Below are 18,672 nucleotides of genomic sequence, written 5' to 3'. Positions count from 1 at the left end.
ATATTACTTCGTTAAAATTTCCTCAGATTTTTTATCAAAGTCGTCCATTTCGGATTGGATATCCGCGCCGCCACGATAAATCTTTTCAAATCTGCTTAAGAAATCCTGTGCAATTTTCTCAAAAGGTTTAATGACAGGCATTGGCTGTGCATTTTCCAGCTGCTCCCCAAAAACTTTGTAATATTCGTTATGCTGAAGCTGGTCATCATTCCATGCCTCTTTGTTTGCCGGTAAAGAGTTTGTCATTTCAAGCCACTTCACCTGAGTTTCGGGTTTGCTCATGTATGCAAGGAATTTAAGTGCTTCCTCTTTATTTTTTGTGTGCTGGAATACGGATAGGTTGGATCCGCCCAGTGTGGAAGTATTTGTTTCCTTAGCCGGAAGGACTGCAGTCGCCCACTTGCTCTCAAGTTCTGGCGCCTGGTCATTGATCAGCTTAACCATCCAGGGACCGCTTATGAACATCGGCAGAATTCCATCCCCTCTGAATGCCTGGACGATATCAAGACCAAGGTCAACCGGAGCGGATCCGTCTTTGAAGAATCCATTCAGGTACTCAACGGCTTCAACAAATTCCGGCTCATTGAAAAATGCCTGATTGCCTTCGATAAGCTTGGAACCATTTTGACGGGCCAGCATGAATGATAAGCTTTGCTCATTTGTATCAATGCTGATTCCGTATTTGTCCTCACCGCGATCAGCCAATTTTTTGGCTGCATCCTGTAACTCCTCCCATGTCTTTGGAGCTTCCTTATATCCTGCTTCCTCTAATAAATCAGTGCGGTAAAAAAGTACCCGTGTATCTACATACCACGGCACGCCGACCACTTTATCATCATATTTCGTTGTTTCGATTGAACCTTCGAAGAAATTATCTGCCCCAAGCTCAGGGTATTTTTCAGTGTGTTCAGTTAAATCAAGCAATGCATTTGCAGAAGCAAACTCAGGAATCCAAGTTGTTCCCATTTGCACAACATCCGGCCCTTTTTTAGAAGCAACTGCTGTTAAAAGCTTATCATGTGCCTGGTCCCAAGGGATTGCCTGCACCTTAACATCAATTTCAGGATTCTCTTTTTCAAATTCATCTGCAATTTTCGGAAGTGTTTTTGCCTCTTCGCCCATGCCCCAAACGGTTATGGTCTTCTGCCCCTCTTTTGAAGAAGATCCAGAATCAGATGAACAGCCTGCCAATGCCCCAGAAACCACCAGGGAACCCACCATAGCAACTGCAGCGAATTTTTTACTGAATACATTTAATAACTTTTGGCTCATACGTAAAACCCCCAATAAAATAATAGGCTTTGCTTTAAGTTTCCCGCTATTGTGTTGCTTCATTACTTCTTAAAGTACAAACGTAAAAACCTGCTCCATTTTTAAATGGTTTGGAAATTCCCCCTTTTTAGCGAAACGTTTCGAGTGACACTAAAAAAATATGAATTTATCATTATAGAAACGTTTTGATAATTAAGGGTCGAGGACAATAATCTCTTCTCCAACACTATAGAAACGTTTCGATAGGGTTATTATATGCTAATGTGAAATCGTTTTCAAGTATATTTTACAGCAGAAAATGAAATAATCATAAAATTTCATATAATATTTAACCAACCTTTTCGAAACGTTTCGATTTTTGATTGACTCAAAAAAAGAAAGCGCTTATAATGCAGTTGTATCTTTATTCGAAACGTTTCTATTTATTATTTAAAATATACTATAAGAAATTGGGGAGGGTACCCTGAAAATGAAGCAAAAACTAATATCCTTACTCGAAGAAATGACTCTCGATGAAAAAATTGCCCAACTTATGCAGCTGGCTACACCATTTTTTGAAGGTTCAAAGGATGAAGGGCAGATTACAGGCCCTCTCGCTTCCATGAAAATCAACGAGAACAGCATACACAGCTCAGGTTCAGTTCTTGGTGCTTCAGGTGGTGCAAAAGAAGCAATCCGTATTCAGAAAGCCCACTTAAAAAACAATCGATTAGGAATTCCTTTATTATTCATGGCAGACGTCATACATGGTTATAAGACTATTTTTCCGGTCCCTCTCGCCATTAGCTGTTCATGGGATCTCGATGGTGCACAGGAGAGTGCTGCCATTGCCGCTAAAGAAGCAGCTGTGTCCGGTGTCCATGTAACCTTTGCCCCAATGGTCGACCTTGTCCGTGACCCGCGCTGGGGCCGTGTAATGGAATCTACTGGTGAAGACCCGTTCCTGAACAGTGAATTTGCGAGAGCCTTTGTGCGCGGTTTTCAGGGTGAAGATCTGCAGAACAATCTTGAGAAAGTCGCCGCCTGTGTAAAGCATTTTGCTGCATATGGAGCACCAGAGGGCGGAAGAGATTATAACACGGTGAATATGTCGGAGCGGCAGCTGCGGGAATCCTATCTTCCTGCCTATAAAGCAGCTCTTGAAGAAGGCTGTGAAATGGTTATGACAGCTTTCAACACGGTCGATGGAATCCCCGCTACCGGCAATAGCGCCTTGATGCGAGGTCTCCTTAGAGACGAATGGAAATTTGATGGAGTTCTAATTTCCGACTGGGGCGCAGTAAAGGAAATGATTCCTCACGGAGTTGCCGAAGATGAAGCCGAAGCCGCACTGAAAGCCATCCAGGCCGGTGTGGACATTGAAATGATGACTTCATGCTATATCGACCATTTAAAAGAACTTGTGCTGAATGGAAAAGTGGATGAAGCACTCATTGATGAAGCGGTGCTTAGGATCTTAACCCTGAAGGATAAACTGGGATTATTTGAAAATCCAAACCGAGGTGCCGATGAAGCACTTGAAAAAGAACTCATTCTTAATGAGGATCACCGGCAAGCCTCCAGGGAGCTGGCGGTTAAATCCTCTGTTTTATTAAAAAACAACGGGCTTCTTCCTATTAATAAGGAAAAGAAATTGGCGCTTATCGGACCGTTTGCAAAAAACAATGACATTCTGGGTCCATGGTCATTTCTTGGGTCAAAAGAAAAAGCCGTTCAACTTTATGACGGGTTGAAAGAAAAAGTGGGCTCCTCCCTTCTTGTAACCGCTCAAGGCTGTGACATTGAATCCGTCACAGATGAACAGATAAATGAAGCACTTAAGATAGCTGAGGATGCAGATATTATCATCCTGGCACTCGGGGAAGATTCGGAAATGAGCGGTGAAGCCGGCTGCCGTGCAGATATCCGCTTGCCTGAAGCTCAACTCGAACTGGCAGCCAGGATAAAACAGCTTGGCAAGCCAGTCGCTGCTGTCCTCTTTAATGGACGCCCGCTTGATTTACACGGAATCTGGGACGAAGCTGACGCCATTCTGGAGGCTTGGTATCCAGGTACAGAAGGCGGAAACGCTATTGCCAATCTCTTGCTCGGAGATGCCTGTCCATCAGGAAAACTGACCATGTCTTTTCCTTATTCAGTCGGCCAGGTCCCTGTCTATTACAATCATTTTAATACTGGACGTCCTAAGGGGGCTCCAGATGCACAGGAAAGATACGTATCACAATATTTAGATATACCAAATGAGCCGTTGCTTCCCTTTGGATACGGCTTAAGTTACACATCGTTTGAATATGCTGACGCCAAACTATCACATTCTGTTCTGACTCCCTCCAAACCGATTATGCTGTCTGCAGAAATAACCAATATAGGCAGCCGTGCGGGAGAAGAAATTGTTCAGTTCTATATTCAGGACGTTTCAGGTGAAGTCGTCAGGCCTTTGAAGGAACTTAAAGGATTTAAGAAAATCACACTGGATCCCGGTGAAAAAGTCCATGTTACATTTGAGATCAAGGAAGAACAATTGCGTTATTATCATACTGACTTATCATTCAGGAGTGATAACGGAAAATTTGTCGCCTATATAGGTACAAACAGCAGGGACGTTACCCCGCTGCATTTTGAATTGATTAAAGATTGAACAAAATATATCAGTCTCATAAACCATTGAAATAGTTTATGGGATTTTATGAAACCTAAAAGGAAAGAGTTGACAATATATGACACAGTCAAAGTTCACCATTCAGGCTAATGATTTATCATTTACCTTTTTAAATAGCGGGGATCTATACGAAATTGCCCATTCATCCACTATGATCAACCAATGGCTTTCCAATCCAATAGATGGTTCCTTAAATAATATATTTCTGCGTATTCACGAGGAGACTGGCATCAGGACCTTTCCCCTGCTGGGAGTCAAGTCCCAAAGCACGGTCCGTACCGCACATAACCAAGTGATCTGGGAAGGGAAAGCTCTCGGCATTACCTATCAGGTTACATTCACATTGACAGAAAACGCTATCTGGTTCTGGAATGTTGAATTATCTGGAGATGGATATACAGCTGATGTTATCTACGGACAGGATTTGGGACTTGCTGATAAAGGTGCCGTTCGCACGAATGAAGCATACATGTCTCAATACATTGATCATAAAGCATTTAAAAGATCTGAAAAAGGTTTTGCCTTATGCTCCAGACAAAACCAGCCAATGAGCGGCGGATGCTTCCCTTATATTCAGCAGGGGTCACTCACTAAAACGATAGCCTATTCTACTGATGGGTTTCAATTTTTCGGATTATCCTATAAAGAAACAGACTTACCTGAAGCACTAAGTAAAAACTCTCTTGCTAATGAAATCTACCAATACGAATTCGCCTATACAGCCCTTCAGTCAGATAAGATTGAGCTGAAAGGCGAGGCACAGGTCGTCTTTTATGGCATCTTTAAGGAAAACCACCAAGAGGCAATCACAGAGCTGGAATTTGAGAATGATATAGTGAAAGCTTGGGGGAAGATTCCAAAAGCAGAAGCTCAAGGCAGCAAAATTGAGCCTGTCCGTCTCTCTCCTGCTTTTGGGAAACCGCTTGAAACGCTTACGATGAGCAGAGCGGAAATCGATGAGCTGTTCCCCCATCGCCATCAGGAAGAGACTTCCGGAAATTCGCTATTATCCTTCTTTACAGATCGGCATGAGCATGTTGTCTTAAAGGAGAAAGAACTGCTCGTTGAACGTCCTCATGGACATATCATCATGACCGGGGAAAATGTTGAGAACATCCAAAACGTCCTTACTTCCACTTTATATATGTATGGAATTTTCAACTCTCACATCGTGGTTGGGAATACATCTTTCAATAAAATGCTGACAAACGCCAGAAATGCATTAAACATCATGAAAACCTCCGGCCAGAGGATTTACATTGAAATTGACGGGGAATATCGTTTGCTAACAATGCCTTCTATGTTTGAAATGGGCTTTAATTATGGCAGATGGTACTATAAGACAGCAGATGACCTGATTATAATCACTTCCTATACATGTGCGGATGCTCCTCAACTAGAGCTGCATCTCCGCTCTGAAAAAGGAAAAGCCTACCGGTATCTTGTGACTAACCAGGTTTCTATGAATAATAACGAGTATAACCAGCCATATGAAATGGAGCATGATGGAAATACCCTTACTTTTAAGCCGGGAGAAAACTCCGACAGTTCAAGTGTTTTTCCTGACCTTGCGTACCGCATGCAAATAAACGGTACTGATTTCCAAATAAAGGATTCTAGTCTTTTCGGAGAAAATATTAATAAGGAAGCAGCTTCTCTTGCTGTAATTGAAATGGCTTCTTCAAGTCAATGGCAGATGGCCATTCAAGGGTTGCTTGAAGGGCAAGAGTTCCTAATCGGGCAAACCGATTTCCATGCAGAAAAAGAAAAGTATCGCGAATTTTTCGACTCAACCATGAACGGCTTCCGGCTTTCCAAAAAGGGAGCTGCTGTTGAGGAGCTAAATAAAGTAAACGCTCTTGCCTGGTGGTATACACACAACATGCTGGTCCATTACTCTGTTCCCCATGGACTTGAGCAGTACGGCGGAGCTGCCTGGGGAACGCGCGATGTCTGCCAGGGACCAACTGAGTACTTCATTGCCACACAAAAATATGATTCTGTAAAGAATATCATTACGACTGTGTACTCTCACCAGTACGCAGATGATGGTAACTGGCCTCAATGGTTCATGTTTGATGAATATTACAGATTCCAGCAGGAAGAAAGCCATGGAGATATCATTGTCTGGCCATTGAAGGTGATTGCTGAATACCTGAAAGCAACTAATGATTACTCTATATTAAGCGAATCAATCCCTTACACTGAAAAAGGCAGCTTTGAATTTACAAAAGAGAATGCTTCTCTTCTGGATCATATAAAAAAACAGATTCAGTATATAAAGGATCATTTTTTACATGAAACGTTTTTATCTTCCTATGGAGATGGTGACTGGGATGATACCCTTCAGCCGGCTAATGCCCAATTAAAGCAATATATGGCCAGCAGCTGGACAGTGGCCCTGACATTCCAGGTGATCAGCCAATTCTCTTCTTTATTGGAAGGCCATGATGATCAACTGTCTGTTGAGTTGAAGGATATTGCTGAGGGAATCAAAAGAGATTTCAGCACCTATATGCTTTCTTCGGAAACAATTCCAGGGTTTGTGTACATGGAAAATCCTGAAGAACCTGAAATGATGGTACACCCTTCCGATACGAAGACAGGGATACACTATCGCCTTCTCCCTATGACAAGGAGCATGATTGGCGAACTTCTGACGCCAGAACAGGCTGAGGAACACTATAAGATTATCAAAGAAAAGCTGTACCACCCCGATGGAGTCCGCTTAATGGACCGTCCAGCTTCATATACAGGCGGCGTCAGTACAAATTTCAAACGAGCCGAGCAGGCGGCTAATTTTGGCAGGGAAATTGGACTTCAGTATGTTCATGCGCACATTCGCTTCGTTGAGGCAATGGCCAAAATCGGGAAGTCAGATGAGGTATGGACTGGCCTGCAGAAAATCAATCCAATCGGGATCCAAAAGATGGTGCCTAATGCAGAGCTTCGGCAAAGCAATGCCTACTTCAGTAGCTCTGACGGAAAATTCAATTCCCGCTATGAAGCTGCAGAGAACTTTGATAAGCTTCGTGATGGCTCCGCCACTGTAAAAGGCGGATGGAGAATCTACTCCAGCGGTCCGGGAATTTATATGAATCAGCTTATTTCAAATGCCCTTGGAATCCGCCGCGATGGACAGGATTTGGTCATTGACCCTATTCTTCAAGCAGAACATGACGGTTTGGAATTCAACTTCAGCATTAATGGTAAAGAAGTGACATTCCTCTATCATCTCGGCAATCAGGAGATTCCCGGAATCAAGATTAACGGCAGCAAGATAAATGCACAAAGGATTTCCAACAGATACCGCACAGGCGGATACCAAATCAGCAAATCCGAGCTTGAAAAGCATCTAACACAAGAAAAAAATATAATCGACATTTATTTGTAATCGAGGATTTAGCGGCCAAATGAGGCCGCTTCCTTTTTCATGTCTGGAGGGCGTCAAGATGAAAATGAAATGGTGGCACAAAAGTGTAATCTATCAGGTATATCCCCGCAGTTTCAAAGACTCCGACGGGGATGGAATAGGTGATTTAAAAGGACTAATTTCAAAACTCGATTATATTGCAGAATTGGGAGCTGATGTCATTTGGCTCTGTCCAGTGTATGCTTCGCCAAACGATGATAATGGATACGATATTAGCGATTATTACAGCATACATCCGGAATATGGATCTATGCAGGATATGGATCTGCTTATCTCCGAGGCAGCCAGCCGAGGGATCGGCATCATGATGGATATTGTCGCCAACCATACCTCAGATGAGCACCACTGGTTCATTGAATCAAGAAGCAGTAACTGTAATCCTTACCGTGATTTCTATGTTTGGAAAGACGGCGTGGAGAATGGCCCTCCAAGCTCCCTTCAGTCCATTTTCAGCGGAAGTGCGTGGGAGTATGATTCCAATTCGAACCAATACTACCTGCACATGTTCAGTAAAAAACAGCCTGATTTGAATTGGCATCACCCCCCTGTCCGCTATGCCATTTATGATGTAATGCGTTTCTGGATTAATAAAGGAATAAAAGGATTCCGTTTTGATGTGATCGACCTGATTGCAAAGGATCTTGATAAATCAATCATAGCAAATGGTCCCCTCCTCCATGAATACCTACAGGAAATGCATCGGGAAGTACTGGAGGGAATGGATATTGTTACGGTAGGCGAAACCGGCGGGGCTGATTTGCAGCAGGCTATTCTCTATACGGACCCTTCGCGAAAAGAGCTGGATATGGTCTTTGCCTTTGAGCACGTTTCATTAGATGAACTGCCCGGTAAGCAAAAATGGGATTTGAAATCGCTCGACATAAAAGATTTAAAGCGTGTTTTTTCAAACTGGCAGACAGGCCTTTCAAATAAGGGATGGAATAGCCTCTTCTGGAGCAATCATGATCAGCCGCGTATTATTTCAAGATGGGGCAATGATCATGAGTTCCGCTATGAAAGCGCCACTATGTTTGCCGCTCTTCTGCATCTCATGAAAGGCACACCGTATATTTACCAGGGAGAAGAAATCGGAATGACAAATATCAAATTTCCTGATATAAGTTTCTACCGAGATATTGAGACATTCAATATGTATAATGAGCGGATAACGAGAGGTCAGTCTCATGAAGACATTATGAATTCAATCTATGCGAAAGGCCGAGATAATGCACGGACACCCATGCAATGGAATACCGAAAAGAATGCCGGCTTTACTAACGGACCTCCGTGGATTGAAGTGAATCCAAATTATTTATCCATTAACGCTGAAAGTGATCTCGGATCTAAGCAATCGATCTTCCGTTTTTATCAAAAGCTTATACAGCTGAGGAAGTACAATGACATCATTATGTATGGCCATTACTGCCTGCTTGACAGTGCACCGGAAGTCTTTGCGTATGAAAGAACTTATAAAGATGAAAAATGGATGATCATCGCTAATGTATCTGAGAAAAACGTAAAGGAGTCACTTCTCAGCTTTGGGAACAGGGAACTTCTTATTCATAATTACTCTTCCCCTCCCCATGACAAAGTACTTCGACCTTATGAAGCCATTGTTTATAAATTAAAAAATTGACTATAGCTGGAAGCGCTCACAATGTATAATAAGAGAAGAGCTTATTGCAGAGACTGGAGAGAGAATTGTGACAAGTATTAAAGACATTGCAAAAAAAGCGGGTGTCTCCATATCAACTGTTTCCTATGCTCTGAACGGCAGCCCAAAGGTCACTGAGGAGACTGCTGCAAAAATCCTGGCCATCGCCAAAGAGCTTAACTACGTGCCGAACGCTGCAGCACGTTCTTTAAAGAAAAGGGAAACAAAAATTATCGGGGTTTTTTTAACGAACTTCGGGGGAGCATTTTATGGACAGCTCCTGCAGGGTATCCAGGACTCTCTTAATAGCAAGGGATATGAGATGATTGTATGCAGCGGAAAAGAGTCCCACCGTTTTATCCCTGAACGAATGATTGACGGAGCTATTGTTCTGGACTTCTCTTTTTCGAGTGAAGAACTATTGAAGCATGCTGATGCAGGACATAAGATTGTTGTAATGGATAGGGAATTAATTCACCCCAATATTAACCAGGTACTTTTGCATAATACTTCGGGGGCCACTCTTGCGATTGATTACTTAATTGAAAAAGGCCATCGAAAAATATATGCAGTAAATGGTCCGGATGGTTCGTATGATGCGGTCCAGCGGATTGAAGCTGTTCGTCAGGCTGTGAAATGGAATCAGCAGATCGTTTACCGCGAACTTCCGGGTAACTTTAATAAGGGCGCTGGCGAGAAGGCAGCGGAACAGATCGTAAATGAATACACCGAGCCTGTTGCAGTATTCTGCCTGAATGATGAAATGGCAATCGGCATGTACAATTATCTTGCCCCTACAAAGTATGAAATTGGGAAACATATTCATATTATCGGCTTTGATAATATTGAGCTTTCCAGGTATACTCAGCCTCGATTGGCAACCATCGATTATTCTGAGCGTAAATGGGGCGCTGTTTCTGCTGAACACCTGCTAAAATTGATTGCAGGCGAACCGTTTGAAAATGAACGTATCTACGTTACACTCATACCAGGAGATTCGGTGCAATCCATTTAATTTAGCTGCAAATAAAAATAAAACAGCGCCTGAGCTAATGTTCAGGTGCTGTTTTGCTGTTACTTCCTGCCTTACTATCAGGAGGATTGTCCATCCGGAAGCATTTTCTTAAACAGATCCAGGCAATTCTTTTTCTTTTTCTCTTTCACCCAAACCTCGCAGCCTTCAAAGGGATTAGCCGTTCCCAAATAGAGATTGCCATTTTCAGAAACAAACAGGTTCCGGCATCCATAATTTTTCGGATTTCCGAGTCCGTTAATCGTTACCGGAAACCAATGAATGCCATCTGGGGACTTCCACAGGCTAAACCCAAATGTTAAGCGGGTTGCCGGAGAAATTAAGGCGAAGAACAAGTCAGATATACATTCGATCGGCAGGCTGCTCAACAGCGGATTTTCATCCAACAGGCTTTTCAGGACTTCCGGTAGAAGCGGCGGAACAAGATCTGTCCAGTCCCAGGTGCCAAGATAAAGCCAGCCATTATATTCTTTCAGCTGCCAGCAGTAGCCATTCGCAATATTGCCAAAACCGGATGGAATACCGCTAATAGCCGTGCCCCTCGTCCCGGTTTCAGGGTTCGAAGGTTCAACAGGCTTGCTTCCAATAACCAGTTCCCATTGATCATTCTGATCGATTCGGATTAAGTCAAAGCCCTTGGGAGTTACAAGCCGATCATTCGGATCAAGGCTGAAGATGCCAAAATAGACAGCTGTCCCAAGGTATAAATAACCCTTATAGATTTCGAGGCTTAATGGCACCTCATTTCTTGCATCGCCCGCCCCTCTGTCTACAACCTTTTTCCAGCTGTTTGCTCTCGGATTCTCATCTTCTGATCTCCATAATTGAAAGCCTTCAGGCAGGGCTGTCCCAATATATAACCGATTATTGAAGCTTGACATGATGATTCCATTTCCCTGGGGATTTATTTCCGGATCCCCTGATAGATCGATTTGCTCCCAGCCATTCTTTTCGGGATCTTCACTTACATAAAGCAGCGTATTGGACACTTGCAGTTCATTTCCCGGGAGTGCAGCCAAATAGAGTTTATTGTTATGAACCACCATTGTCCTTGTTGATCCGCCCTGCAATAAACTCGGTAGCGGACGCCATCCTTCCTCATCTGTATATTTTAAAACGAGCAGGTTCGGACTAAAAGTAGCACAGCCGGCATATAAAGCAGACTCGCCAGATGGAGATGTGTAGGGAATCATAAATCGGAAGCCGACAATTCCGAGGGAAGGCTCTTTAAAGACCCGCTCCCATTTACAGCTTCCATCTTTTTTATATCGCCAGATTTCACCGCTGAAATCAGGATTCTTTGGTGTTAATTCCTCAGGCACTTCCATGTCGCCAAAAATAACACCGCCCGCGAGGACAGAATAGACAATATTCCGGCCTGTCCCAACATAAAGATACTCCTCAAACTCAGCAACAGACCATGCGTAATTGTTTTGCATGGCATTGTCGGGATTGGTTTTGTCAAACCCATTAACCGGGGTTATCTTTTTAAAACCACTTACATTAAACCCCATCGTTTTTACACCTCTTTTCGCTTTTTAATAGAATATGCGAAAGTATGAAAAACGCAGGGGCTAATGTCTTGGACAAGGGAAGAATTACGGGGAATTGGTGAAAGGCCTCTACTTATACAATTGAATTGTACTCTATTGTTTAGAAGGCTTGATGGAAAAAATCTAAAAGGAACAAGGAAGATCATCTAGTTCCGATTATTTTATTCTGCTTTTTATAAATGTAATGATAAACAAAAGTAAGGGCAAAAGAATCGCCAGCGGCAAATGGATGAATAACGGCACAAACTTCAGTCCTATCTCCAGATGCTGTGAAAGATTTTCTGCATATGCGTATGACAGCAGAAGAATGATCACTAGGATAGATACCGTCACAACCTGTGGTTTAACCTTTGCCATGCTGGATTTTGCAAGATTCATTCCGGCGAAGGTAAAAATGGCAATTTTAAAATAACCGCCGAAGATAATGATAATTACCGCAAAGATGTCCAGCCGTTTAATGAAATCAAAAAGTGTTACCCGCTCAATGGCCTCTATCAAAGGAAAAGTAAAGTTCTTCGCTAATTCCGGGTGAAGTACTCCAATGGTTAAGAATGAAAAAAGAGATAATAATAGCGTGAAAAAGATAATAATAAAGCTTCCCTTTTTAGATACCGCTGATCTGTGCTCACGTTTCAAATAAGGGAAAATCATAAGGAAAGCGATGAGCTCTCCGTACGGAAAGGTGACCATCGTTGGCACAATACTGGCTATTTTCTTTACATCAACCTCAAAGATAGGATCAATGTATTCCCAGTGAAAAATTCCGCTAATGAGAATCCAGAATGGAATCAGGAATAGAAACAGCACGGTTACACTGCCTATAATGACGGCAGAGCGCATAAAGGCCTCCAGCCCCTTTATGTAGGTATAGGCAACAACGAGGAAAATGGATAGTTTTACAATCAACGGTTTCATGGTATAAAGCAGCGTACTATTGATGAACATGGTAAAATCCGTTAAAACGCGGGATGCGAGGTAAGCAAAGTAAAGGACATACACGAGTGACGCTGCAGATCCAAGAAATTTCCCAAGATTCCTTTTCAAAATCACGGAAAGGTTCATATAATCGTTATGTTGCCAAATATAAACATACATTTGAAAAATAAGGAGCCCGATAGTCCCTGCTGTAAGAATGACAATCCAGGAGGCCTTTTCAGCCGATAGATTCAGACCAAAAATAACGGAACTTCCTATCAGGAATAGCAGCATAGCGAACATTGATTCAATGATTCCAATGATTGGTTTGTTCTCCATGTTATCAGCCTCCCTTCTTGTAATGCCCGATATTTTGTACTTTTATATTCGTTTTAAGCTTAATTTCCGCATTTTTAATAGGTACTGGCCAATCTGATTTCAGTTTCTTCCATGTCCCCGGACTTTTCTCCCTCATCATCAGCCCTAACCCCAGAGGGTCCATCTCATTTTCCTGTGCTATGGCGAGTAGGTCCTGCACATGATTCTGGATTGTTTTTTCAATCTGCCTTTCAAGCAGCTGGATATCATGGGGTTTTTCTAAATCCACATTACATTTTATCTGGCTTATATCACCCGAAAGCCTTAAGTTATAATGAAAGATATACTTATCTTCATATGTTTCTACCTGTCTTTCTCTGGCCAGATTTCCAAGAACGCGAAAGGTGAATAGGTTGTTCTCATCTTTTGGGCAGCTTGCTTCAATTGAAAAACCGGATTCGCCTCCCTGCAGAATGGTTATGATGGCAGCATCCCGATAATCAAGGAACACTGATAACTTATCTTCTTTAAAAAGGGCAAGCCCGCCATAAGCAATATGAGCAGGGCTGGTCGTTTCAAAGTTCCCTCTTTCCTTCCCGCTTTTGAGATCTCCTACTACTTTAATAAAAGGCATTGCGATATCCTTTCCCTCCTTGATTTCATCAACCTTGATCTCCGTCGCGGTCACAGGAATATCTCTGCCCAGCTTTTGGAGAATGTTTTCAATTTCAAAAGCTGAAAATCCTTCAATTGGAGAGTAGATCTTCAGCAGTTCACTTGCATTGACATCCCGGGCAATGACCAGATTTGCATCAGATGGAATCTGTGCAGAATGCAGAATATAGTCATAAACGTCCTTGGCCTTCCCCTCACGGGCGAATGCTTCACCCAAGAGAATGACTTCTATCTGTTTTAAATAATTATAACGGGAAATATTTACAGAAATTCTTTCTAAAGCTGCATCAATTGTTTTACCCGTTGCTTTATAAACTACATAGGGGGAGTTGGGAACCTGTGATTTACCTGCAACGGCAGCAGGATTGATCAACTGCAGGGATACCTCATACCCGTCCTCTGCATGGTCGACCCCCATAGCAAATGAAAAAGAAAGTTCATTCAACTCATGTTTATCCAATGGGGCAAGGAATACCGCCGCCACCGATAATAACATAAAGAGCATATAAAGATATTTCACTGTGATCACTCATTTACGGCTATTTTTAAGAAGATCGTCCTTATCATATTTTTTGGGAGCATTTATAATCTTTTTTAATGAAAATCGAATAAAAGTATCTTTTAAATCGGCTTTTTTCACCGGTGTGATCGGTGATAAATATGGCACTCCAAAGCTATTTAAGGATGTAAGATGATTAATTAAAACAATGGTTCCCAGGATAATGCCGTACAATCCAAACGTACTGGCCAAGAACACCAGAATATAACGGATCCCCTTGATTGCATTGCCAAAAGGATGAACAGGAATAGCAAAATTCAAAACATATGTAGCTGAAATGACGACAAGTGTCGACAGCTGGACAATTCCTGCTTCCGCTGCTGACTGGCCTAAAATAATCGTACCAATGATCGAGAATGCCAGCATGATGCCTGTCGGCAAACGTATGGAGCTCTCCAGGAGCACTTCAAAAATCACCATGAGCAGAATGACTTCAATGACTAATGGCAGAGGAACAATTTGCCTCTGTGCTGCCAGGCTGACGAGCAATTCACTGGGGATCAGCTCCTGATGAAATAATACAAATGCAATATAAAAAGGAATGAGAAAGATTGAAGCAACAAAAGAAATTATTCGAACCAGCCTGGTAAAATCGAACATGGATGTTTCATAATAGTCCTCCGGCGAATGGAAAAATTGGATGAACAGGGCAGGCACTATCAGTGCATCCGGAGATCCATCACATATAATCACCATTTTGCCTTCCAATAAATGGCCGGCCACAACATCCGGCCGCTCCGTTGTGAGAACCCGCGGGAATGGCGTAATCTGATCATCTGAGATGCTTTCCTGAATATAAGAAGAATCCAGAATAGATTTTAGTCTAATTGATTTTAGTTTGCTTTTGACATTTTTCAGGAGGTCCCGATCTGCTTTATCAGCTAAATATAGAAGATATACGCCTGTATTGGTCTCCTCTCCAATCGTCTGATCCTCAATTGTCAATTGGTCATTCTTAATGAACCGTTTGATCAGTGAAATATTATTATTGGCAAGCTCGGTAAAACCGATCTGCGGTCCCTTTAATACCCGCTGGGACTGCGGTGGTGAAAGCGCACGATCCTTCCAATCAGCCGTGTCTGCAGCCAGGCATGAATCAGCGCCGGATATAAATATTAGCGTATTTCCATTAGAGAGTTCGTTTACTGCTTCATTCAAGTCCGAGACGATCTTAATCTTGGAAATCTCAATTGTGTTTTCCATTTGCTGTATAGGATTTCTTGATAATTCCTTAAGTTTTAGAATTGGCCCAAGTATATGCTCCTGGACCGTTTTCTTATCTGCAATCGTATCGAGATACAGCAGACAGCCTGAAGTATCGGAAGAGAAAAAAAACGAACGGATAATAAGTTCTTTATTTTGATGAAACGCATCTTGAATGTACGATAAATTTTCGTTCAAAACCTTGGAAATACCCGTTATATCCTTCTTCATAAAAAACACCTTAATCACTTTTTTTCTTACTATCCCCATAGAAGGAATTATTATACAGCTGGTAAGCCAACAGCAGCAATTTGCAGTGAAAAAAACAGCCTTATTATAAAATAGGGCTGCTGAATCAAAGTGTTATTTTCTGTTTTACTAAATGGATAGGATTATTTCAGCAATCCTTCCTTCTCAAGATACTCCCTTGCCGTTTCTTCAGGACTCGCACCATCTACATTCACTTTGTAGTTCATTTCACGCATTTCATCATCGCTGATTTTTCCATCCAGCTTGTTTAGAGCTTTAACTAGTTCCGGATGGTCTTCAGCGGTTTCTTCTCTCAACAGCGGGGCGCCCTGATATGGCGGAAACAGGTGTTTGTCATCCTCCAGGACAGTGAGGTGGTACCTGGCAATTTCGCTATCTGTAGAATAAGCGTCCACTAAGTTGATTTCACCTTTTTCGATTGCACCGTAGCGCAGCTTGGGCTCCATGGTTAAAACAGTTGGAAAGTTCAAGCCATACAGCTCCTGAATACCCCGATAGCCATCCTCCCGATCAGAGAATTCAAGGGTGAAGCCTGCTTTTATGTTTTGCTCGACTGCTTTTAGATCTGAAATTGATTGCAGTTCATACTCTTCAGCGAGTTTCTCAGGCACTGCCAAAGCATACGTATTATTGTAAGACATCGGTTCTAACAGTTCCATGCCGAATTGTTCCTTCATTCCTTTTCTCGCCTGATCATATACCTCTCTGCGATCAGTGCTCACCGCAGTCTCTTTTAGAAATTCAGCAATGGCTGTACCGGTAAACTCAGGATACAGGTCAATACTGCCAGACTTCAGAGCATTAAAGACGAATGATGTTTTTCCTAACCCTGGTTTTAAGTCGACATTAAGGTCGGTATCATTTTCAATCAGCAATTTGTACATATTGATCAGAATCTCCGGTTCTGAACCAAGCTTCCCGCCAATGACAATATTCTCTTCTGATTCTCTTGTCAGCAGCGGGGTCGCCATAACCAGTATCATTGCGCCAATGAAGACTCCCAGCGCTGTGAGCGACCGTTTAAAAGACATATGCTCGAATCGTCGCAGCAGCATATCAAAAAGGATTGCCAATATGGCTGCAGGAATAGCACCAAGAATAATCAGAGCTGTATTGTTCCGGTCAATACCAAGGAGAATTAATTCTCCTAAACCTCCTGCTCCAATTAAGGCAGCAAGAGTAGCTGTGCCGACTATTAACACCATCGCGGTACGGATTCCGGCCATAATAACCGGCATGGCAAGAGGAAGCTCTACCTTCATGAGCCTTTTGCGCCGGTTCATCCCCATTGCCCTTGCTGCTTCAATAATGGAATCGTCCACTTCCTTTATGCCTGTATATGTATTTCTCAGAATCGGCAGAAGGGCATATACGACTAAAGCGATTATGGCGGGCACTTTTCCAATGCCGAATAAGGGGATCAGTAGGCCAAGCAGCGCTAATGAAGGTACGGTCTGCAATACGGCTGTTACCCCGATGATTCCTTCCGCAATTTTTTGCTTTTTAGTCAGATATATTCCAAGCGGGATGGCAATCAGGACTGCAAAAAATAAAGCAATGAGCGAAATCTGTATATGTTCAATCAGCACGCTTACTAATTGGCCTTTTCTTTCACTAAAAACAGAGCTCAAGGTATTCATGACCTCACCTCTCTTTTCATGCTGCCCGCCAAATTACGGATAACAGCCTGCCTGTTGACCAGCCCAATGATTTCCCCGTCCTCTTCCACAGCAATTTCATCATGAGCTGCCAATAAGCTTAGTGTTTCTTGGAGTGAAGCCGAGGCTGAAAGGACTGCCATGCTCTCTTCAATTACTGAAACCGGCAAAAGGAGGTTATGAAGGCTGAATCCCTCAATGTACTGCCCCGCCTCTTCCCCGACAAACTGCCTGACAAATTCGTTTTCCGGATGCGCAAGCAGTTCTTCAGGTGTGCCAATTTGGACGACTTCCCCGTCCTTCATGACACAAATGCGGTCGCCGAGCTTTAAAGCTTCCTTCATATCGTGTGTAACAAACACAATGGTTTTCTTTATTTTTTTCTGAAGGCTGATTAGGTCATCCTGAATCTTTTCCCTGCTAATGGGATCCAGTGCACTAAAAGGCTCATCCATCAGGATTATGGGCGGATTAGCGGCCAGTGCTCTTGTTACGCCCACTCTTTGCTGCTGTCCTCCTGAAAGTTCATTCGGCTTTCGGCTCCGGTATATGTCAGGCTCCAATCCGACCATTTCCAATAACTCATCAATCCGTTCTTTAATTTTCACCTGCTCCCAATTCTTAAGCTCCGGTACAATCGCGATATTTTCCCCAATCGTCATATGAGGAAAAAGGGCAATCTGCTGAAGTACATAGCCAATATCCCAGCGGAGCTCATGAATGTCATAGTCACTGATCCGTTTACCATTTATGAAAATCGTTCCTGATGTCAAAGGAATAAGCCTATTAATCATCTTCAGAACAGTAGTTTTCCCGGAACCGCTCGGACCAATAATCACAAAAAACTCGCCTTCTTTTATATGTAAGTTGATTGAATCTACAGCTTTGGTACCATCCCGATACTGTTTCGAGACATTTTCAAACTGAATCATTGCTCCACCCCTCTAATATGTTTACATCCTAATTATTCCCTTAACAAATTTCCGAAAAACGGTCCGCCTGCGTTTTCTTTTTTGCTGTTATACTATCATACAGATAGACAGGAAACATTTCCATTTTAAGAATCCAAAGAAAAAACAGCCTCCTGCATGGAGGCTGCCTGTTATTAAGCGGAAGATCTTTTCAGGTTCTTAAAGAGGTCCGGAAAGTCTTTTCTGATTGCTTCGCGGATATCCCCGAATGCAAGATGGCGAATGGGATAGGTTTTTACTTTCTTTAAGGTGGAATGTGGGTTTCCTATAAAAATATTAACGGTCTCTTCTAAAAATCTTTCCTGCTGAAACATATAATTGTTTCGATTTTCAAAGACTTTGTTTTCTGTTTGCTCATAAATAATGTAATAGTTTTCGATGATTTCACCACGGAACATTTCCTGCGTCTCAATTACTTCGTATACTTTCATCGGTATCAGTCTCCCTTTCAAATAAATTCATAGTGACGAAAGTGATAAGTTCAATCCCATTGGCAAAA

At 42.5% G+C, this 18,672-nt stretch carries 12 protein-coding genes; 4 read left to right on the top strand and 8 right to left on the bottom strand.

Features of this window, described 5'->3' with window-relative positions; translation table 11 throughout:
* Window positions 1–3 precede the first annotated feature (3 nt).
* Entirely contained in the window at window positions 4–1,272 is a 1,269-nt protein-coding gene (locus CHI10_RS01480) for a sugar ABC transporter substrate-binding protein (protein WP_179288922.1), read from the bottom strand.
* A 469-nt stretch (window positions 1,273–1,741) separates the two neighbouring features.
* Here CHI10_RS01480 and CHI10_RS01475 point away from each other — a divergent pair, with 469 nt between their 5' ends.
* From CHI10_RS01475 to CHI10_RS01460, 4 genes are all read left to right on the top strand, one after another.
* Window positions 1,742–3,910, top strand: a complete 2,169-nt coding sequence (locus tag CHI10_RS01475; RefSeq protein ID WP_095242507.1) for a glycoside hydrolase family 3 N-terminal domain-containing protein — start codon at window positions 1,742–1,744, stop codon at window positions 3,908–3,910.
* A gap of 79 nt (window positions 3,911–3,989) precedes the next feature.
* Entirely contained in the window at window positions 3,990–7,325 is a 3,336-nt protein-coding gene (locus tag CHI10_RS01470; protein WP_095242506.1) for a GH36-type glycosyl hydrolase domain-containing protein, read from the top strand.
* A 58-nt stretch (window positions 7,326–7,383) separates the two neighbouring features.
* Window positions 7,384–9,000 (top strand): glycoside hydrolase family 13 protein, encoded by a 1,617-nt coding sequence (locus tag CHI10_RS01465; protein WP_095242505.1) that lies wholly within the window; start codon window positions 7,384–7,386, stop codon window positions 8,998–9,000.
* A gap of 67 nt (window positions 9,001–9,067) precedes the next feature.
* Complete coding sequence (locus CHI10_RS01460; RefSeq protein ID WP_095242504.1) at window positions 9,068–10,033, top strand: LacI family DNA-binding transcriptional regulator; 966 nt, start codon at window positions 9,068–9,070, stop codon at window positions 10,031–10,033.
* A gap of 77 nt (window positions 10,034–10,110) precedes the next feature.
* On the opposite strand, the gene CHI10_RS01455 is transcribed toward CHI10_RS01460, so the two are convergent.
* The 7 genes from CHI10_RS01455 to CHI10_RS01425 all read right to left on the bottom strand — a co-directional run bounded on the left by CHI10_RS01455 (window position 10,111) and on the right by CHI10_RS01425 (window position 18,604).
* On the bottom strand, window positions 10,111–11,565 hold the full coding sequence (locus CHI10_RS01455) for a Kelch repeat-containing protein (RefSeq protein WP_179288921.1): 1,455 nt from the start codon (window positions 11,563–11,565) through the stop codon (window positions 10,111–10,113).
* A 195-nt stretch (window positions 11,566–11,760) separates the two neighbouring features.
* Entirely contained in the window at window positions 11,761–12,858 is a 1,098-nt protein-coding gene (locus CHI10_RS01450) for a GerAB/ArcD/ProY family transporter (protein WP_095242503.1), read from the bottom strand.
* Window positions 12,859–12,862: 4 nt separating this feature from the next.
* Window positions 12,863–14,032: a Ger(x)C family spore germination protein gene (locus CHI10_RS01445; protein WP_095242502.1), complete on the bottom strand. Its 1,170-nt coding sequence runs from the start codon at window positions 14,030–14,032 to the stop codon at window positions 12,863–12,865.
* Between the two features lie 9 nt (window positions 14,033–14,041).
* Complete coding sequence (locus CHI10_RS01440; protein WP_179288920.1) at window positions 14,042–15,505, bottom strand: spore germination protein; 1,464 nt, start codon at window positions 15,503–15,505, stop codon at window positions 14,042–14,044.
* A 161-nt stretch (window positions 15,506–15,666) separates the two neighbouring features.
* Complete coding sequence (opuFB, locus tag CHI10_RS01435) at window positions 15,667–17,184, bottom strand: osmoprotectant update ABC transporter permease/substrate-binding subunit OpuFB (protein ID WP_095242500.1); 1,518 nt, start codon at window positions 17,182–17,184, stop codon at window positions 15,667–15,669.
* Window positions 17,181–18,134 (bottom strand): ABC transporter ATP-binding protein, encoded by a 954-nt coding sequence (locus CHI10_RS01430; protein WP_095242499.1) that lies wholly within the window; start codon window positions 18,132–18,134, stop codon window positions 17,181–17,183. The genes opuFB and CHI10_RS01430 overlap by 4 nt, the downstream gene beginning before the upstream one ends.
* Before the next feature lie 173 nt (window positions 18,135–18,307).
* Window positions 18,308–18,604, bottom strand: coding sequence for a hypothetical protein (locus CHI10_RS01425; protein WP_095242498.1), 297 nt, complete (start codon window positions 18,602–18,604; stop codon window positions 18,308–18,310).
* Window positions 18,605–18,672: the final 68 nt, after the last annotated feature.

The organism is Bacillus sp. 7894-2 (assembly GCF_002272225.1).
In the GTDB taxonomy this organism is placed as follows: domain Bacteria; phylum Bacillota; class Bacilli; order Bacillales; family Cytobacillaceae; genus Cytobacillus.
Note: the sequence above shows the minus strand (reverse complement) of the source record. Positions and strands in the feature narration are given on the sequence as shown.